16 protein-coding genes and 1 pseudogene are annotated in these 19223 nt (G+C 67.1%); 3 read left to right on the forward strand and 14 right to left on the reverse strand.

Annotation, left to right across the window (positions count from 1 at the left end):
- Positions 1–4: 4 nt before the first annotated feature.
- Entirely contained in the window at positions 5–1549 is a 1545-nt protein-coding gene (locus ACWCO2_RS17250; RefSeq protein WP_450128715.1) for a 4Fe-4S dicluster domain-containing protein, read from the reverse strand.
- Positions 1550–1958: 409 nt separating this feature from the next.
- Positions 1959–2444: an MFS transporter gene (locus tag ACWCO2_RS17255; protein WP_450128716.1), complete on the reverse strand. Its 486-nt coding sequence runs from the start codon at positions 2442–2444 to the stop codon at positions 1959–1961.
- A gap of 253 nt (positions 2445–2697) precedes the next feature.
- Here ACWCO2_RS17255 and ACWCO2_RS17260 point away from each other — a divergent pair, with 253 nt between their 5' ends.
- Positions 2698–4197: a PucR family transcriptional regulator gene (locus tag ACWCO2_RS17260; RefSeq protein WP_450128717.1), complete on the forward strand. Its 1500-nt coding sequence runs from the start codon at positions 2698–2700 to the stop codon at positions 4195–4197.
- Between the two features lie 104 nt (positions 4198–4301).
- On the opposite strand, the gene speB is transcribed toward ACWCO2_RS17260, so the two are convergent.
- The 6 genes from speB to ACWCO2_RS17290 all read right to left on the reverse strand — a co-directional run bounded on the left by speB (position 4302) and on the right by ACWCO2_RS17290 (position 10814).
- On the reverse strand, positions 4302–5276 hold the full coding sequence (gene speB / locus ACWCO2_RS17265; RefSeq protein ID WP_450128718.1) for an agmatinase: 975 nt from the start codon (positions 5274–5276) through the stop codon (positions 4302–4304).
- Between the two features lie 76 nt (positions 5277–5352).
- The gene (locus ACWCO2_RS17270) at positions 5353–6798 is read right to left on the reverse strand and encodes a purine-cytosine permease family protein (protein ID WP_450128719.1); all 1446 of its coding nucleotides are present in this window, start codon (positions 6796–6798) and stop codon (positions 5353–5355) included.
- A gap of 17 nt (positions 6799–6815) precedes the next feature.
- Complete coding sequence (locus tag ACWCO2_RS17275; RefSeq protein WP_450128720.1) at positions 6816–8321, reverse strand: aminobutyraldehyde dehydrogenase; 1506 nt, start codon at positions 8319–8321, stop codon at positions 6816–6818.
- A 23-nt stretch (positions 8322–8344) separates the two neighbouring features.
- The gene (locus tag ACWCO2_RS17280; RefSeq protein WP_450128721.1) at positions 8345–8737 is read right to left on the reverse strand and encodes a hypothetical protein; all 393 of its coding nucleotides are present in this window, start codon (positions 8735–8737) and stop codon (positions 8345–8347) included.
- Between the two features lie 10 nt (positions 8738–8747).
- Positions 8748–10376 (reverse strand): GMC family oxidoreductase, encoded by a 1629-nt coding sequence (locus ACWCO2_RS17285; protein WP_450128722.1) that lies wholly within the window; start codon positions 10374–10376, stop codon positions 8748–8750.
- A gap of 144 nt (positions 10377–10520) precedes the next feature.
- A complete protein-coding gene (locus ACWCO2_RS17290; protein ID WP_450128723.1) occupies positions 10521–10814 on the reverse strand; it encodes a hypothetical protein in 294 nt (97 codons plus the stop codon).
- A gap of 215 nt (positions 10815–11029) precedes the next feature.
- Between ACWCO2_RS17290 and ACWCO2_RS17295 the strand changes: the two genes are divergently transcribed.
- On the forward strand, positions 11030–11617 hold the full coding sequence (locus ACWCO2_RS17295; RefSeq protein ID WP_450128724.1) for a hypothetical protein: 588 nt from the start codon (positions 11030–11032) through the stop codon (positions 11615–11617).
- On the opposite strand, the pseudogene ACWCO2_RS17300 reads toward ACWCO2_RS17295, so the two are convergent.
- The 6 genes and pseudogenes from ACWCO2_RS17300 to ACWCO2_RS17325 form a co-directional block, all read right to left on the reverse strand.
- Positions 11602–11793 (reverse strand): annotated as a pseudogene (locus ACWCO2_RS17300) (transposase); the annotation flags it as partial. The gene ACWCO2_RS17295 and the pseudogene ACWCO2_RS17300 sit on opposite strands and share 16 nt — an antisense overlap.
- A gap of 85 nt (positions 11794–11878) precedes the next feature.
- Positions 11879–13735 (reverse strand): glycoside hydrolase family 35 protein, encoded by a 1857-nt coding sequence (locus ACWCO2_RS17305; protein WP_450128725.1) that lies wholly within the window; start codon positions 13733–13735, stop codon positions 11879–11881.
- A 232-nt stretch (positions 13736–13967) separates the two neighbouring features.
- The gene (locus ACWCO2_RS17310) at positions 13968–14849 is read right to left on the reverse strand and encodes a bile acid:sodium symporter family protein (protein WP_450128726.1); all 882 of its coding nucleotides are present in this window, start codon (positions 14847–14849) and stop codon (positions 13968–13970) included.
- Positions 14850–14898: 49 nt separating this feature from the next.
- Positions 14899–16233 carry a Dyp-type peroxidase gene (locus tag ACWCO2_RS17315; protein WP_450128727.1) on the reverse strand — a complete coding sequence of 445 codons (1335 nt, stop codon included), beginning with the start codon at positions 16231–16233 and terminating at the stop codon, positions 14899–14901.
- A 20-nt stretch (positions 16234–16253) separates the two neighbouring features.
- The gene (locus tag ACWCO2_RS17320; RefSeq protein ID WP_450128728.1) at positions 16254–17114 is read right to left on the reverse strand and encodes a hypothetical protein; all 861 of its coding nucleotides are present in this window, start codon (positions 17112–17114) and stop codon (positions 16254–16256) included.
- Positions 17115–17311: 197 nt separating this feature from the next.
- Positions 17312–17845 carry a hypothetical protein gene (locus tag ACWCO2_RS17325; RefSeq protein WP_450128729.1) on the reverse strand — a complete coding sequence of 178 codons (534 nt, stop codon included), beginning with the start codon at positions 17843–17845 and terminating at the stop codon, positions 17312–17314.
- A 901-nt stretch (positions 17846–18746) separates the two neighbouring features.
- On the opposite strand from ACWCO2_RS17325, the gene ACWCO2_RS17330 reads away from it, so the two are divergent.
- Complete coding sequence (locus tag ACWCO2_RS17330; protein ID WP_450128730.1) at positions 18747–19076, forward strand: hypothetical protein; 330 nt, start codon at positions 18747–18749, stop codon at positions 19074–19076.
- Positions 19077–19223: the final 147 nt, after the last annotated feature.

The following is a 19223-nucleotide window of genomic DNA, read 5'->3' on the forward strand; positions in this document are numbered from 1 at the left end:
CGATTCAGGACAGCGGAACGTCTTGGGCGGCGCGCACGAACACGCTCTCGTAGGCCAGCAGCGCGCCCTGGACGAGGACGCCGGCCAGTACCGGGAGCGCTGCGGACGTGCCCTGCCACCCAGTTGCGGCGGCCACCGCGGCGAGGGCGGCAGTCGCGACGCCGCCGCCCCAGAACAGGCGCGCGTAACGACCGCGGGTGATCATGTGCGCGGCGGCCTGGGAGTTTCGGGTCGGGTGCCGGCCCAGGTACTCCAGCAGCAGCATCACCACGTGCAGCAGGGTGCTGATCGCCAGGCTTCGGACGACGAGCGCGACCGCGTCGCTGGACGGGTCGACGAACGCGGAAAGCAGCAGCAGCGCACCGGCGCCGACCATCACGGCCTGCACGATGAGGTGCCAGAACAGCAGCGGGGACTGCCACAGGTCGCGGCCTTCGGCCTGGCCGAACAGGAATCCGGTGTAGCCGGCGGTCATCGCCGCCGCTGGTATCACCGCCCAGGCCAGCGGATCCAGCACTGCGTCGGCGGTGTGCGCGCTGATCACCCCGGCGGCGGCCAGCACGCCGGTGCACAGCCACGCGGCACCGATAGCGGCGAAGACGCCTAGCACCAGCGCACCCCACACCAGCCACGATGTCGGGTTCGGTTTCAGCAGCAAGTACAGGAACCGCTTGGGCTGCTTCAAATCCCATACCAGCAGCACCCCGGTGGCCGCCGCACCGACGACGCCGAGCGTCGGCGCGACGACCGTCCCCAGCAGACCGAGGTCGACCCCGAGAAACCGCGCCAGCGCGGCGACCAGCAGTGCACCGGCACCGAATGCCTTGGTCCACAGATAGGTCGTCACCCGCCACCCCCACGGGCGGGGATGCGCGGTGTTCAGCGTGGTGCGGGCGCGGCTGACCGGGTCGACGGGCAGGTCCTTCGACGCCTCGCGGCGGTGCTCATCGGGCTGCGCCCAGATGTAGGACTCGCCGGTCGGCGCCGCCAGCGGATCCAGGACGGCCCGGTCCGCACCGAGGTAGAAGACGTTCGGTCCGGTGTTCTGCTCGGGCGCGCGCACCTGGACCGGATTCTCGTTGACCAGCCTGGCGATCCCGCTGCCAGGATCGTCGAGGTCACCCACCCAGATCGAGTGCGTCGGGCACACCACAACGCACGCCGGCTCCAGGCCCTCGTCGACCCGGTGGGCGCAGAAGTTGCACTTGGCGGCGGTGTGGGTGTCCTCGTCGATGTAGATCGCGTCGTACGGGCATGCCTGCATGCAGCCCTTGCAGCCGATGCACCGGTCCCGGTCGAAGTCGACGATGCCGTCGTCGCGCTTGAACAACGCCTTCGTCGGGCAGATCTGCACGCAAGGCGCATCCGTGCAGTGATTGCACCGCATCACGCCGAAATCTCTCGTGGTTGACGGAAAATCACCCGATTCGACGTACTTGACCCAGGTTCGGAACTGGCCGACCGGCACTTCGTGCTCGGTCTTGCACGCGACGGTGCAGGCGTGGCAGCCGATGCAGGTCCGCTGGTCGATGGCGAAGCCGTAACGCACGCCGTCCTCCTCACCAATAGCAGGTGGAACGCGATCGAGGTGGGGCAAATTGGCGGATTCGCCCTCCGCCTGAGAAGACCGTAGATCGGTTCGCCTGCGTCGACATCAAAGACAGGTGTAGAGGGGTATCAAGTGATCTTTGGAGCGCTGGGAGTCCTGTTCCCGCATCGTGCCCAACTGCGGATAGACGAGGTGCACGCTGCGGGGCCGGTGGTGCGGATCAGGGCGAGCACGCTGGCTGGACCCGTTGAGCATCGCGAAAAATGCTTCCGCTGAGGCGTTATCGCAACTGGCGCCGAACTGGCCATCGACCGTCGAACGCCATGACGGTCGCAGACGGCGGCGAAGGCGGCCGAGGTGCACTTCCGTCGAGTCATCTCGTCGTACTCCTGTGCTCGGGGTGTCCGCGTCAGGTCCGTGCCGTGCTGGAGCGCGGTGCTGCTGTCGTCCTGTTTCCTGGACCATCGTCGGATGCCGAGGTCTCGCTCAACGACCGGCCGCGAGTCTCCATCCCCCACACCGCGGTCACGCCGAATCCGAGGAAGGTGACCGCCGCACCGATGAGCAGGGCTGTCGCTGGCCCGAATTGGAGCGCGAAGGGCATCAGGTAGGTCCCGAGCGCCGATCCGATCCGGCTGAACGCGGTGCCGACGCCGACGGCGGTCGCGCGGACCTCGGTCGGAAACAGCTCGTTCGGGTAGACGACCTGGAGGAAGTTCGAGGCGCCTGAACCGACCGCGAACACCGCGAGGGCGGTGAAGAACAGCCAACCGGGCACGCCGGGGGTGACGGCGGGAACTAGCAGCGCTACACCCACGACCGCGAAGGACCACAGCAGCAGCCGACGACGGCCGATCCGTTCAACCAGGTACAGCCCGGGAATCCCGCCGACCACGAACCGAGTAGGCGGTCAGCTTCTTGTGGAACGTCGTCAAGGGGACGTCGTCGATCGAATGGTTCGAGGTCGTCATCCAGACCTCCTCCCGCCGCTTGGAGCGGCCGCAGCGGTGCGGGCAAGTCGGTTGGAGAACAGGTGTACGCGGCATCACCTCAGCCGTGAAGTCACGATCTACTCAAAATCGCTGCATGGTTTAGAACGATCGCACAAACTGCTTCAAACAAACGACAGGCAGTGTTTAACCTGGGGTATGGGTATCACCGTCGGCGAGCTCCTCGAGATCCCGCACCTGCGCCTCCGGCTGCATTCGGGCTCGGCGGGCCTGAACAACACGGTGTCCTGGACCCACACCTGCGATCTGCCCGAGCCGTGGGAATGGATCACCGGCGGCGAAATGCTGATGACCAACGGAATGTCCCTTCCCAGCAGCGCCGAGGACCAGGAGAAGCTGGTCGAGCGGCTGGTCGAGGCCGGTGCCAGTGCCCTCGCCATCGGCGAACGCATGCACTGCCCGCCGCTGCGCCAGCAGCTGGAGCAGGCCAGCGAGCGGTTGCGGCTTCCGGTGCTGTGGATCCGCTACCCGCTGCCGTTCGTGGCGATCTCCCGCGCGGTCGCCGAAGCAACCCTGCTGGAACAGTCGCAACGTCTCATCAAGACGCAACGGATCTACGACGCCATCAGGCGCACGACATCGCGAGGGTCCGGCCAGACCGACTTCCTCGACGCGCTCAAGCACGAACTCGGCTGCGAAGTCCACCTCCTCCACCAGGAATCCGGCGAACCGTGGTACCCCAATGTGGGCCCACCCGACCCCGACGCCGCAACGGCCGTGCGCGGCAGAGACACCACCACGCGCCACCTCACGGGAGGCGCATTCGGCATTCCGCTCCCAGACGGCCGCGAAGTCCTGCTGGTCGAGGTACCTACTCAGGAGCACGCCACACTGATGGTCATCAGGGGTCGGAGCGCAGCGCTTGACGGGGTCCTCCTGCAACATGCGGCGACGGTCGCAGCGCTGGAACTGTCCCAAACGCAACTGGCGCTGGAACAACAACGCCGGTTTGGCGCTGAGCTGCTCAACCAACTCCTCGACGGCCGCATCGATCCGCAGGTGGGGCACCACCAGCTCCTCGACCTGCACCTCGAACCCGATCGAACCGTCATCATCACCGCGCAGAGCAACGACGAGGGACGGCTGCAGGAACTGCCCACTGCGCTGTGGCGCCACGGCATCCCGCATATCTGCCGGCACCGCTCCGGGCGAACCCACGTCCTCGTCAAGAACAACGACGACCTCGACCTCGTTCTGACGAAAACCCTGGGGGAAGCGGCGCGCATCGGTATTAGCCGTCCGGTCAACGCCGTCACTCGGCTGCCGGAAGCTGCCCGGGAGTCGAACTGGTCCCAGGGCATCGCAGACCGCACCGGTACCGCCGTCGTTCGCTACGACACCGCGGCACCATGGATCGGCCTGTCCAACATCGCCGACGCCCAGTCCCTGGTCGATCGCGTTCTGCACCCCATGCTCAAGCACGAAGAAGACCACGGAACCAATCTGCTGGAAACCCTCAACGCCTACTTCGCCAACCAGCGCTCATGGCAGCGCACCAGCCGGGCACTCCACGTCCACCGGCAAACCGTCCTCTACCGAATACGCAAGATCGAAGAACTCACCCACCGCGACCTGAGCGAAACAAGTGACATCGCCGAACTGTGGCTGGCACTGCGCGCACTCGAACTCATCTCCTAGTGAGGTTTTTCCAACCTCGGTTTGCGTGGCGGTGCGGGTAGCGGAACCTCAGCGTCCGCCTGGTCTGCGGGTGCCCACCCTGTCATTTGCAGTGCCTAGACCGGTCAGCCGGGAGCGGCAGCCGACGGGTCGGTCTTGCTCATGAGCGTGATGAGGTCGAAGGCGACCGTCGCGGCCGCCACGCACGTGATCTCGGCGTGGTCGTAGGAAGGAGCCGTCTCGACCACGTCGGCTCCGACCAGGTTGAGACCGTCGAGCCGGCGAAGTAGGTGCAGCAGCTCACGACTGGAGAGTCCGCCCATCTCCGGCGTGCCCGTGCCTGGTGCGAACGCCGGGTCGAGCACATCGATGTCGATCGAGAGGTAGACCGGGGTGTCCCCCACCCGCCGCCGCACCGCATCGACGGCGCCGTCGATACCAAGCGTGTCCAGGTCCCCGGCCCGTATGACCCGGAATCCGAACGATGCGTCGTCGACGAGGTCGAGCCGGTCGTAGATGGGCCCTCGGATGCCGACGTGGATCGACTTCTCCTCGGCGAGCAGGCCCTCCTCGAACGCGCGTCGGAACACCGTCCCATGGGTGATCGGGGCCTTGAAGTAGGTGTCCCAGGTGTCCAGGTGCGCGTCGAAGTGGATGAGCGCGATCGGGCCGTACTTGTCCCGCGCCGCGCGCAGCATCGGCAGCGCGACGGTGTGGTCACCGCCGATGGTCACCAGGCGCCGGTCCCGATTCCCGACGACCTCGCGGGCGAACCCCTCGATCTGCTGGACGGCCTCGTCGATGGAGTACGGCGTGCACGGGACGTCGCCGGCATCGACGACCTGGAGCTGCTCCAGCGGCGCGGTGTCGAGCTCGACGTGGAATCTCGGCCGCAGGTGCCGCGAGGCCTGCCGGACCCCCATCGGCCCGAACCGGGCGCCCGGCCGGTAGGACGTGCCCCCGTCGAAGGGGACGCCCAGAACGGCGATGTCGTAGTCGGGCACGGAGTCGATGGCCGGGATCCGTGCGAAGGTCCCGAGCCCGGCGAAGCGCGGGACCACGGTCGCTTCGAGGGCACCGATCGGCTGGTGGTCACTCATGTTGGGTGGCTCCGATCAAAGGGAGGTGGGTGGATTGACGAGAGACGCCAGACGGACGTCTCTGGGGTTGATCGGGTTACTCGGGTTGTGGCTGCGCGTCCCCGATGCTTGCGGCGGCTTCGCCGATGCCCGACTTGCGCCGGGCCAGCGCCGTGACGGTGACGTAGTACAGCGGCGAGACGATGAGCAGGCCGGCCAGGAACGAGATGTCGGTGTTGCCGAGAAGCCTGGCGATCGGCCCGGTGTACGCCGTACCGATGACCATGAAGGGCAGCTGGACCGCGACCCCGATCAGGTAGCAGATCACCGCCGGCCAGTTCACCAGCCCGTAGCGACCGCCGTCGCGCCGGAAGAAGTCCTCGACCGCGTAGTCGCCGTGCCGGACCAGGTAGAAGTCAACGAGGTTGATCGCCGTCCATGGGACCAGGGAGCCGAGCAGCAACGTCAGGAAGTTGTCGTACGTCGCCACGAAGTCATCGCCCGCGGTGAGCGCCACCCCGAGCGCCACCACAACGAGCCCAGTGGCGATCAGGGCCCGCTCGCGGCTGCGGGCGGTGAAGCGCGGCGCGAACGTCTGCACGATGGTGATCGTGCACAGCGTGCCGCAGTAGAGGTTCATCGCGTTCGTGGCCGCGACGCCGACGCTGAACACGGCGACCACCAGCACGCTGATCCCTGCGGTGGCCTTGGTCAGACCGGCAACGGGGTCCAGATCCGGAAGGAGCAGCCCAATGCCTGCGCCGAGGAACATCGGCAGGATCGAACCGACGCTGCTGCCCCAGTAGCTCATCCAGAATGCCGGCTTCGCTCCGGTCTGCGCCGGCATGTAGCGGGAATAGTCCGAGACATACGGCGCGTAGGCGATCTGCCAGACGGCCGAGGCCGACACAATGCTCATGAACCCAGCCAGGCTGGCGCCGCTGGTATGGAAGAAAGTGACCGGGATCGGGTGAACCACGAACGCCCAGACGAATGCCAGCAGCAGGACCGCGCCGGAGACGAAGGTCATGATCCGCGCATAGGTGTGGATCAGCGCGTATCCCCAGACGGTGGCCGCGAGGCTGGCGGCGGCGATCAGGACGATGCCGCCCCGCTGCCCCAGGTGTGGAATCACGGACGCGAGGGACTCACCTCCGAACACCAGGATCGAGATGAAGAACCCGAGGTACATGATCACCACGACCAGCACGATCAGCACGGAACCCCAGGAACCGAACTGTCCTTTGGTCTGCACCATCTGAGGTACGCCGAGACGCGGGCCCTGAGCGGAATGCAGTGCCATGAAGACCGCACCGAACAAGTTGCCGATGACGATCGCCAGGGCAGCAGACCAAGCCGGCTGGCCGAACAACGTGGTGGCCAGAGCACCCGTGACGACGGCCAAGACCATGATGTTGGTGCCGAACCAGATCGTGAACATGTCCCGGTTCGTGCCGTGTCGCTGGTCCAGCGGGATGGGCTGGATGGTGGCCGACTCGATGCCCGCAGCGGACTCCCGCCACCCCGTCAGCTGCTCACTCATGCTCCGTTCCTCCCCGGCTACCGGGTCCGGTTGACCATGACGTGCTTGGTGCGCGAGTAGTCGTCGAGCGCGTACGCCGACAGGTCGCGCCCGTAGCCGGAGGACTTGAAGCCGCCCCACGGCATCTCGGTGGCGAACGCGAGATGGTCGTTGACCCAGACCGTGCCGAAGTCCAGCCGACCGGGCAGGTCGGCGGCCCGCCGCGCGTTCTCGGTCCAGACCGACGCCGACAACCCGTACCTCGTGCCGTTGGCCGCCGCGACCGCGGCGTCCTCGCCGGTGAACGTCTCGACCGTCACGACAGGGCCGAAGATCTCCTCGCGGGTGCACTCGGCTCCGTCGGGGATGTTCACCAGGACGGTCGGGGGGACGAAGAAACCGGCGCCGTCCGGTGCCTTGCCACCGGTCGCGACTCGCACGCCTTCGGCGTAGGCCCGGTCCAGGAAGCCGACCACCCGGTCACGATGCGTCTGCGTGACCAGCGGGCCCATCTCGATGTGGTCCCCCTCCGCCGGGTCGCCGACGGCCAGCGCCTCCGCCCGGGACACCAGCCGCGCGACCAGGTCGTCGTGCACCGACTCCTCGACGAGGACCCGGCATGCGGCACCGCAGTCCTGTCCGGAGTTACCGAAGCCGGCGAACGCGACGCCGTCGGCTACCGCGTCCAGGTCGGCGTCGGCGAACACCAGGACGGGCGCCTTGCCGCCGAGCTCCAGGTGCACGCGCTTGAGCGACTCGGCGGCCGCGCGGGCCACCGCCTGGCCGCTGCGGACGCTGCCGGTGACTGACACGAGCGCGATATCCGGGTGGGTCGCAAGCGCCTCGCCGACGACCGGCCCGTCACCGGTGACCACGTTGAGCACGCCGGCGGGCAGTACGTCGGCCAGCAGCTCTGCCAGTCGCAGAGCGGTCAGCGGGGTCTGCTCGGACGGCTTCAGCACACAGGTGTTACCGGCCGCCAGGATCGGCCCGATCTTCCAGGCTGCGGTGAGTAGCGGGTAGTTCCACGGGGTGATGGCGGCGACGACCCCGACCGGCTCCCGCACGATCATCGAGGTGCGGCCGGCGACGTACTCACCGGCGCCGAAGTTCTGCTGAGCACGGACCGCCCCGGCCATGAACCGCAGGGTGTCGATGGTGAAGGCGACGTCCTCGCGGGCCAGCGGCATCGGTTTGCCGGCGTTGGCAGACTCCAGCTGTGCGAGCTCCTCGGCGTGCGTCTCGGCCACGGCCGCGGCCTTGAGCAGCACATCGGCCCGGTCCTTCGGCGTCTTCTGGCGCCAGTCGGCGAACGCCGTCCTGGCAGCGGCCACGGCATGGTTGACGTCGTCCGCCGTGCCGCTCAGGGCCCGGGCGATCAGCTGTCCCGTCGCGGGGTTGACCACTGGATGGGTCTCGGTCCCGGTGCCCGTCCAGCGAGCGCCGCCGACGAAGTGCGCCAACGCTTCGGGCTCGACACCGACCGGCGCCAGGTCGTCGCCGGTCAGAGGAGCCGCCTCGATCTGAGGTCGTGTCTCGTCCATCGTGGATCCTTCGTTTGTCGGGCTCAAGGGGTCGGAAAACCGCGCTCGGCGACGTGCACCAACATGTCGACGTACGTGTCGGTGTCGTCGTTGGCTGCGCGCGGCGGTGGGTCGTAGGCGAGGGCGGAATTCACCTGAGGGCTCAGGAAGTAGGCGCCGGCGGTGAGCAGGGTGAGGGCTTGGAATTGGTCGGGACTGCGCGCGGCGAGCTCGTCGAGCGCTGCCTCGGGCTCCTGGCCGGCGCACGAGGCCACCGCGCCGACGAACGCTTCGGCCAGGTCCGGCCGGTAGCCCAGGACCTGATCGATCAACGCCTCGGGAACCCCTGCTGCGGTGGCCGACGGCATCGGTTCGGACGCCGGGATGAGAACGTTGGCGAGTGCGGCGAAAGTGCTTCGCTGTTCGGAATCAAGCATCACGGGGTCCTCAGTGGGCAGTGGTCTGGTCGTGCCGGTTGTCGGCGAGGTGGCGCATCGCCCGCAGCGCGACGGCCATGATGGTGGCGGTCGGGTTGACGCCCGTCGAGGTGACGAACACGCTGCCGTCGATGACGAAGAGGTTGGGTACGTCGTGGGCGCGGCCGTACTCGTCCACGACGGAGGTGGCGGGGTCGGTGCCCATGCGGGCGGTGCCGAGGAGGTGCCAGCCGCTGTCGCGGACGACCGGGATGGGGTGGACCGCGGTGGCCCCTGCGGCCAGGTGCGCCTCGATAGCCCGGTCGACGTGGAACTTGAGCATGCGCTCGGTGTTCTCGCCGATGGTGTAGCGGATCTTCGGCACCGGGATGCCGTCGGAGTCGGTGGCCGCCGGGTCGAGGACGACCTCGTTGTGCTCCTCCGGCAGGTCCTCGGTGGTGATGCCCCACTCGGTGTAGCGCCCGAAGGTGCTCCGCAGCCGACGGTGGAAGGCCGGTCCGAACGCCTCGCGCCAGTCCTGGCCGGGCTCCCACAACGTGTGGGTGAGCGGGCCGCCGGTCGGCATCAGGTTCCACTTCGCCCCTCGGACGAAGCCCCGGTCCGTGTCGGTCTCGTAGAACTGCAGAGACTGCAGTGCCTGCCCGGTAGGGCCCAGCCAGGTTTCGAGCTCTTCCTCGTAGGTCCCGTACACCGAGGCATAGGGGTGCAACATCAACCGCTTGCCCACCAAACCCGAGGAGTTCGCCAGACCGTCGGGGAACTGCGCGGACGTCGAGTTGAGCAGCAGTCGCGGGGTGCCGATCCCGTTGGCGGCGAGCACGGTCACGCCTGCCGCCTGATGGTGCAGGACACCGTCGCGATCGAGGTACTCGGCGCCGGTCACCAAACCACGGTTGTCGACCGTGAGCTGCCGCACCCTGGCCCCGGTCACCAGGACCGCTCCGGCGGCGATCGCCTCGCGCCAGTGGGTGAAGTCGGTGCTCGCCTTCGCACCGGTCGGGCACCCGGACTCGCACGCGCCGTACCGCAGGCAGGCGGGCCGGTTCTTGAACTTCCGCGAGGCGATGGCGTTGGGCGCGGGCCACCAGTGCCAGCCGAGCTTGTCCATCCCCTTCGCCGCGGCGCGGCCGTACTTGCCGATCGGCAGCGGCGGCAGCGGAAACGTGTGCGCATCCGGGTACGCCGGGTCTCCATCGAGCCCGGACGCACCGATGTGGTGGGTGACTTCGTCATAGAAGGGGCGCAGGTCCTCGTAGGTGAACGGCCAGTCGTCCGCCACCCCGTCGAGGGTCCGGACTCTGAAGTCGGAGGGCAACGCCCGCACCCAGTGCCCCGAGAACAGGATGGTGCTGCCTCCGACGCCGTTGAACATGAGCGGCTCGATCGGACTCTCGGTGACGTCGATCGGGTAGTCGCTTGCCGCTCCGCGCACGTTCGGGCTGGGGTTCCACTGCTTCAGGCGGGCCAGTTCCCATTGGGGCTTTCCCCCGGGAAAGTCATCCGGAAGTGCCCAGTCGCCCTGCTCGAGGCAGACCACGCGGAACCCGCGCGTGGCCAACTCGAGGGCCGCCACTCCGCCGGAGGCACCGGCACCCACGATGAGGACGTCTGCGTCGCGGTGGTCCTGCTGTGCGTTCACCAGTCGATCTCCCGATCAGCTCGGTTTGGTGCGGCTCAGGATGCTCGCGCGGGGCTCGACAACGCTACGGTCCAACCGCCACAACTGAGTCGTCACTACTTGAGCAGATGCACAACCGGAAGAGACCGCCCGTTGGGGCCGTGCCTACTGCCGCTGCAGAGTGCGGGCGTCGGGCGCGGACCCGTCGCCGAACAGGTTCAGCGACGGGTCGCCTTTGCCCTTGCCCAACGAACCGAATTCCTGGCCGTAGCTGCGGTTCTCTTTCACGACGTAGATGACGTGCTTGATCGGCGTGGGCTGGCCGGGCATTGCGGGAACCACCGCCGAGGACGTCTTGGCGTCCGGCCCATTGCCGTCGGCGGCGAGGCCGCTGTTCTTGCGCACCTGCTGGGCCCAGCGGGCGAGCTGGCTCTGACCTGGTCTGTCACCGTTGGCCACGAACAGCCGACGGCCGCCTTGTCCAGGACGGCCTGGTTCGGGTGGGTACCCACGGTGATCTTGCCCGTCGGCGCCAGTTTGCCACCGGAAAATGTCCAAAGTGGACACTGTTTGGCGCCTGCTCGGTGCCCCAGGCGGTCTTGCCATCCGGCGCAGCGACGACCGCGTACGGTGCGTTCCCAACACCGACAGTGTGCTGGGCGCCGGTTGGCCTGTTGCACCTTGCCGTCGGAGGTGTCGACCACCTGCAACGACTGCGACCGGTCCTGGCCGCTGCGCGGATTGGTTTCCTGCGCAGGAAGCGTGCAGGTGCGAGGAGTCCAGAAGCGAAACAACAGACGAAGCTCCTCCTGCATGGCAACCAACTCATACCGGGAAGAACGCGGCGAGTCGCGCACGTGCAGGCGACTGCTCTGCCGGCCGCCGAAGCCACGATCAGCCCGCTCGCGGTGCTGACCACCGGTGCCGTGGCCGCGACCGAGCTCTGGGAGAGCGTCGGTTCGCGGCCCGGCGGCACCGCGGTCACTCCGGTCGGCTTTCGCGTAACCTCGGCCGGTGCGCAATCCGATCTGGGTGACCTGCCGCTGAACGCGATCGCTTCTCCGGGCAAACCGGCCTTGTGCTGCTGTTCTTCGTACTGGGCGACCATCGACGAACTCGCCAAGTACGACGTGCGGATGGTCTCCGTTGGTCACAACCAGCACACGGAATACCGTCGTGGCGCCTTCAACCGCTCGGTCGAGACACATCCTGGCGCCCTAGAGCGTCCTGTGGATCATGTTTGGGTGAAGATCGCGGTGTAGACCGCCTCCAGCGGACGGTTGGGCCATTCGTCCATCTCCGCCACAACGCTGTCGATGATCCTCGATACCGCTTCCTTCGACACCAACGCCCCGTAAATGTCGGCGAAGTGCGCGGAAATCTCGCCCGTGGTAAGCCCTTTCGCGTGCAGTGACAACACGATCTCGTCCACGCCACCAGGCGCCGCTGGAGCTCTTTTCACGACCTCCTCGTTCAACGCCGTTTCCAGCACATTCTTGTGCAATGCCCGACACCCGAGGGCGTCAGCCCAGGTCGGGCTCCGAACGGAGTTCGATCGAACCGCCGGGCTGGTGGAGCTCCAGGACGATCAGCTCGTTCTCCCCGGCCCTCCATAGTGGACTTGGGGCGTAAAGCGTGCGCTGCGGGCCGATCGACCAGTAGCGGCCGAGCAGGAAACCGTTCAGCCACACCATGCCCTTCTCCCAGCCGGGTAGGGCGAGGAAACCATCGGCCGGTTCGGCGATCCGCAGCACCGCCCGGTGGAAGGCGGGACCGCTCGCAGCGCCGGGGCGGAACCGCAGGCCGGACAGGTCGTCCAGCGGTAGTGGGCGGATCTCCCAGCCGAACAGGGCCTGCGAGCCGTGCAGGACGCGGTCGGTGATGCCCTTCGGGTCGTTGAGCCGATGCCCGTAGTTGATCCGACCCCCGGTGTCGACGAGCAGGTCCAGCTGCACCGACTCACGCGGCACCGGCACCTCAACCGAGCCCTTCGGATCGTTGCGGTCGAGCGTGCCCAGCAGCTCGCCGTCAGCGAAGACCAGCGCCCGGTCGGCCAACCCTCGCACCCGGAGCCCGGCCGTCTCGCGCGGCCCCTGCACGCGGGTCCGGTAGTGGATCAACCCGTACGGCTGGCCCAGCGCCTCCATGTGCACCGGCGCGGACCGGTGGATCGGCTTGCTGAGCGAGTCGAGGGAATCCAGCAGCCAGACCGCCGCGTTCGGTCGCACGCGCTGCGCCGGTAGCCGCGGTGGCAGCGCGGGCAACGGCTCGTCCGGAACCTGCTCATGGCGGGCGATGACCTCGCGGATCCGGTGGAACTTCGTGGTCAGCTCGCCCGCTTCGCCGATCGGCGCGTCGTAGTCGTAACTGGTGATCGTAGACGTGTACCTGTTGTTCGCCTCGTCGAAGTTCGCACCCGCCCACCAGCCGAAGTTCGTGCTGCCGACCGCCATGTAAAGCGACACGGATGCCTTGGCGGCCAACATCTTCTCGACGTCCGTGGCCGTCTTGACCGGGTCGGTGGTGTTGTGCGGTCCGCCCCACTGGTCGAACCAGCCGTCCCAGAACTCCGTGCACCACAACGGCCCCTCCGGCTGGTACCGGCGCAGCGCCGCGAACGGCTCGGTGGGATCGCCGCTGAAGTTCACGGTGGCGAGCACGTCCGGCAGGTTCCCGCCGCGCAGCATCCACTCCGCCGGGCCGTTCGAGCAGAACAGCAGGCTGTCGATCCCGTTGCCGCGCATGGTTTTCCGCAGGTGGTCCAGGTGCGCCTGGTCGTTGCCGTAGCTGCCGTACTCGTTCTCCACCTGGAACGCGATCACCGGGCCACCGCGGGTCGCCTGCAACGGGGCGAGCCGCGGCAGCAGGACCCCGAACCACTCGTCGACCAGGTCGCGGTAGGCAGGCTCGTCGCAACGCAGCGGCAGATCCGGGTCGGCCAGCAGCCACGCGGGCAGACCACCGAAGTCCCACTCCGCGCAGATGTACGGGCCCGGCCGAATGGCGACCTTGAGCCCCACCTCGGCGGCGGTCTCGACGAACCGGACGAGGTCGCGCCAGCCGGAGAAGTCGACCGCGCCGCGCCGGGGTTCGTGGAAGTTCCACGCGACGTAGGTGTCCACGGTGTTCAGGCCGAGCGCGCGCATCCGGGCGAGTCGGTCCCGCCAGTGGTCGGGGTGGGTGCGGAAGTAGTGCATCTCGCCGGCGATGATCCGGAACGGTTCGCCGTCGAGCAGGAACTCGTCGCCTCGCACGGTCAACCCGGACGACTGCTGAGCCTGCGCGACGACCCTGTTGGTGCCGAGGACCATGCCGCTGCCCAACGCGAGGCCGCCGACCGCGATCGAGCCGAGGAATCCCCGTCGGTTAACGCTTCCCATCGCCACCCCTTTTTTCGATACTGCGCGAAACGACCTTGATACTTGCAGCTTCGATCACTCTTGGACCAGGACCGCTACCTGATCGGACCAGTCGCTCCCAGTCGGGGCGCCGCTGCGGAGCATCACCCCCGGGGCTTGCCGACCTCCACCCGACTCCCGGAGCAACCTTGATCAACTACGGAAACGTCACCCGTTCTTCCTGGACTTTCACACCTGGCGAAAACCGGGCAGGTCAGCGGTTCCCGTCAGTGCGGGGTTTGCTGCGTCGCAGGCCGAGGATCGCGGCGATTGGGATTGCTGCCGCCAACCCGGTGAGCAGGACCGCGGCGAGCGCACCGAGAAGCGCCGGCTCGTCTCCGAAGGCGATACCGGCGGCGGCCAGCGCGGGCCCCGCGTTACGCACTGCTGCGACGCTTCCCATCGTGGTGCGGCGCAGCACCGGCCCGGTGGACAGCAGCGTGCCGACGGCGAAGGCAGCGGTGGCGAGGATGAACCCGGCGAGGAGGGTCAGCGAACCGAGCAGCGTGACGACGTCGCGCCAGTTGCCCAGCAGCATGCCCGCCAGCACGATCAGGAAAGTCACGTTCGAGACCTTGACGGTGGTGGGGTGCCAGGACCGCGCCACTGCCGGTGTGCATCGGCGCAGCAGCAGGCCGATGGCGAACGGAACGAGCTGCAGGATCGCCACGGTCCGCACCAGCGCGCCGACGTCAAGGGATAACCCTGGACCGACCTCGGCGACGGAGAGGATGCCGTTGACGGTCGGACCGAAGGTCAGGCTGCCTACGGAGGCGAGCATGACCTGCATGGCTGCGCCCGCGACCACATCCCCGCCCTGCACCATGGCCAGCTTCGCGCCGAACGGCCCGCCGGGCGACGAGGCGACCAGGATCAAGGCGATGAACGCTGCGGTGGGCAGGCCGAGCAACGCACCGATACCCCAGCCCAGCAGCGGTAGGACCACCAGGTTGCCGAGCAGCGCCAGCAGGAGCAGCGGAAGGTCGGCGAAGACGTCCCGCAGCGCCGAGATGGTGGTCCCCAGACCGGCGGCGAACATCGTGGCAGCGATGAAGATCACCGTGACGGCGTTGAACAGCAGATGCAAGGTGCCCATGGGACGTTCCACCTCCGGTGGTGCCCGTGCCGAAGCGCGCCACCGCGGTTCAGTCCTGAAGATCGCCCAGCCAGCGCAAGGCACTCAGTCCGGGCAGGAAGCAGTACTCGCCCCCGCGTGTGACCACGAATCGCTGCAGCGGCGGCAGACGCCGACGCACAGGTCGACGGGGGATGATGAAATCGGTGCGACCCTCGTGGGCTCCGGCTATCGGGTCCTTGGTGTTGCCTGAGCCGAAGAAAACGCCGTCGTTCAACCACTCGGACTGGACGAACTCGAACTGCCGTCCCAGGTGGGCGCCGATGAAAGCGAACATGAGTCCACGCTCCACACCGTCATCGTCCAGGACGTCTTCGGCAAGCGGTAGACCGTAGACAGCACCGCGCCTGATCATGCGGTGGAGCCGCACTTCCCCTGCCACCGACGCGTCGCGCGGGTTGGCTCGGCGGATGTGGCAGCCTCCCGGGGTGGTGAACCCCGTCGGGTCTTCGCGCTCGTAGAGGAAGGTGTTGCGGCGATGTGGGTCGGCGCCGAGGGCGGGGGCATCGTGCTGCGGGCTGAGCGCCAGCGGGGCGCCGCTGCGCCAGCGCCCCATGATCTTGGCTGCCAGTAGTTCCTCGTCCTCGCGGCTGGTGGCGTTGTCCTTGAGGTAGCGCCGGAACGCGGCGACCTGTTGGTGGAGTTTGCGGAAGACTGCGTAGCTGCCGTTGCGCCCCAACACCTCTGGCTGCGGGGTCTGCACGCCGCCTAGCTCGTCGGGGTAGCCGAGGACGAAATCACCAGCTTTCAGCGGCTTTTCCAGCTGGTTCGACCCGGCGATGCCGCTGCCCTCGACAGCAGGGTGGCTGACGCCGTCCCGGTAGCCGAAATGCTCGGTCTCGGTGGGCAGCGCGTGGCAGTCCTGCCTCCAGATCGCGGTGATGCCGGGCAGGCGGTGGTACGCCGTGCGGGCGTGATCGATGGCCGCCTCCAGCTTCTCGGCATCTGGTGCCACAGCCGTGAAAACCACGTGGACGTCGGCCGTTCCCAGGGGCGCCTCCCAATTCTCGGGTCTGCTCTCTCCCACGTCGCCGAGCGCTTTGGCCCGGGCGGCCATCCCCTGCCGGAACTCCCAGGCGAAGGTGCCCAACGATTCGTGCGGTACACCGAGTGCTTTGAGGCCGTGGTAGGTGACCGCGACGCTCACCCAGGTCTCTCCTAGGGGACTGGGCGAGCCCGCCGCGGAGGTGGCCACGGCGCTCGCTCGCCGCATCAGCTGCCGCCCGGGCCCCCGGTCATCGATGCGGAAACCGAGGTAGGTCGCCGCGTAGGGGGTTGGCCTGGGGCTGAGAACCCCGCGCTGAATGTCGTCGAGTTCCAGCGCGACCTGCGCGTGCCCGCTCATGGTCCCGTCTCCTTGCAACGCTACTTCGAGACGACGTTCTTCCAGAAGTTCCGCAGGCTTTCGTCGCCGCCGAACAACGAGCTGAAGATCGTGGAGTCCGCGAGCAGCACATCACCGACCCGATCATCGCTCGGGGGCATCCACAGGAAACTGTTGAACTCCGTGTTGCCGGCCTCGGTGAACGGGTGCGGCATGGAAGTGTCGATCGGCTGCCGCGCCAGCACATGGATGACATCCGGATCGTCCGTCGTCACGGCGTAGTGCGGCAGGTGCTGGTGGAAGTTCAAGGTGGTCACACCTTCAAGCCACCCTCTGGTGTCCAGATCCCTGGCTGCAGACAGCGGGGCAATCTTGTTCGGTTCCTGCACTGCAGGACGCAACCCGTAGCGATTCTCCACCGGCACCCCCAACCCTTGCATCAGACCCCGGACGTACCTGGCGAACCGCTGCTGACGCGGAACCAAAGGATCTCCGTGATGGAGATGCTCCATTTCCCGTACGGTCAGGTCGTCCGAGGCTCCCACGTCGTGGTGGGGCCCCAGGACCAGGCAGGTTCCCTCCCGCTGGAGAAACTGCCGCAGCGCATCGATCTCTTCTGGCTCGGCATCCTGCCCCGTGATCATGTGGTCCAAGCCGAAGACGAACAAGGTGTCGGTGTCCGCCAGCACCCGATCATCCAGCAAAGTCCGGAAACCGGCTTGATCGATGCGTTGGTACACCGGCACAGCATGCCCAGTGGTCTCCTCCACGAACGACTGGAACGGCACCCAGGCCCAGAAGAACAACTCCAGAGAACCCGCGATGCCCTGCTGGAACTGCAGCGGGTCGGACCACCTCGGTTCCTCGTAAGCGGGCCAGGCAACCCGCCGGACCTCGGTCATCGTGGAGAACCGGTTGTCCAGCTCAGCCGGATTCCTGCCGGCCTCGGCCGGGTAGCTCCATGCGACGTAGATGCTCACCCGTCTCCGCCCCCGCGTGTAGGGGCGGGACACATGGCTCTGGTTGTAAGTGCGGGCCGTCGTGGACTCGGTCATAGCGTCTCCGATCCGCAGTGGGACGGGCAGGCAGAAGCCTGTTCTCACTGCAACTGATCGAGCATCTCCGACAAGGCGTCCTTGATCCGCAGAGCCTTTTTAACCTCATCAGCCGTGACGTACGGGTACTCCCCGTACTCGATGAAACTCGGGCACTGGTGCTCCCGCACGAATCTGACGAACGCCTCCGGATTGGTACGCCAGTCCTCCGGGAATCCCTCAAGATTCTCAAAAGCCGTGCTCACCCCGGCCTTGCTGAACAGAGCGATGGCGTCTTCGGTGTACTTGTCGAAATCGGTGTCGAAGATCCCCTGGTACATGAAACGCGCGTCGTCGTCGAAAAGCACCCAGCGCAGGTAGTGCAACTTCAGCGGCGCGAGAAGATAAGGATCCCCCTCCAAAGCCTTGGCCAGGGTGTAACCGTACTCGCGGATCGCCTCAGCCCGGCCAGGCTTCACGTTCGCGATAATGGTGAACCCATAACACGCAGGAGTCCTCGGAAAAATGGGACCGTACTTCCCCTGATCCAAATGGTCGGTCTCCTTGGGAATGACCACCGCCTGAGGCTTGATCTCCATGCCGCCCCTCCGCCCTCAGAGAGAAAGGAACTACGGTCACCATCCTCCCACTCAGCACCGCTCTCGTCCCATCGAGCAAGCAGAAGAGATTGGATTTTGAATTCATTTCAGCCAGTATGCGTATTTCACATCCATCTCCCCCGGCCCCATGAGACACGCGCATCCCTCGGGTCAGTCAACAAGCCCCGCACCCAGTGCGAGAAAAGCGGCGAAATCGGCCCGGATCATTCCCGGCTGACCTACGGCCAAATCCCGCCCGACGAACCCCGGCGCACCACGGCCACGCCTCGCGCCGCACCCAGAAGCCCTCGCCGGAGCGGGCATCACCGCGCAGCGTGCACCCACGACTCCCCCGGCACTCCAGCGATGAGTCATCGATCGCGGCAACTGGGTGCGATTCCGGCTTCCGCCATCCTCGGACCTACCACGTGGGGGGCGGGGCCGGCCGTGACATCCGGTTCAGACGCGCGCATCAGGAGACGCGCGGCGTCTCGTGCCCGGTGTGCTGGTAGAGACGCTTGAGCAACACCCCGGAGGCGTTGCGCACCACATCCATCCCGACCGCCTGGATGCCCCGGGCCACCGGAGCCGATGATCAGGTGTGTGGCGAGTCGGGGATTTCCGGGGACATGCGGTGTGAATCGACGATCCGACGCCTCTTGCAGCAACCCGACAGCGACCGGTCAGATGACGCCCTCGGGTCGAGGGCGTCCGGAAAAACCCCAGTGCCGCAAGGGAAACGGCGAGTTGTGGCCGTTGACGGCAAACGCCTACGCGGCTCCGACGGCACGCTGGTCGCGCCGCGGCATCTGCTGGCCATGCTCGACCACTGGTCCGCGGTGGTGCCGGCCCAGCTCGACACCGGCGATAAACCTGCGAGATCAGCGAATTCATCCCGACCGTGGACGCCCTCGACGACCTCACCGACGTGGTCGTCACCGCCGACACCCCGTACACCCAACGCGCCCACGCCGAAGACCTCCACGCCCGCGGGGCGCACTACACGCTCACCGCGAAATCGAACCAGCCGAGTCTCCACACACAGCTGAAAACCCTTCCCTGGCAAGACGTGCCCGTCGCCGACAGTGTCCAGGAGAAAGCGCATGGACGCGTCGAACGACGCACCGTCAAGTTCGTCACGGTCAGCGGAATCCTTGGCCAGCCTCCGCAACCTCGCCATCACCGCCCACCGTCTCGCCGGCGCCACCAACATCGCCGCCGCCCTCCGTGACCACGCCGGGAACCCCGCCAAAACCGCCAAACTCCTTACCACCAGCTAAAACGACTTTGCCGAGGCCCTGCGCGCAATGCGGGGAACACCGGCGAGCAGACAATTCCCACCGCATACCGACTGTGCTAAGGGCAGCGCCGAAACGGT

Source organism: Saccharopolyspora sp. NPDC002376 (assembly GCF_053593195.1).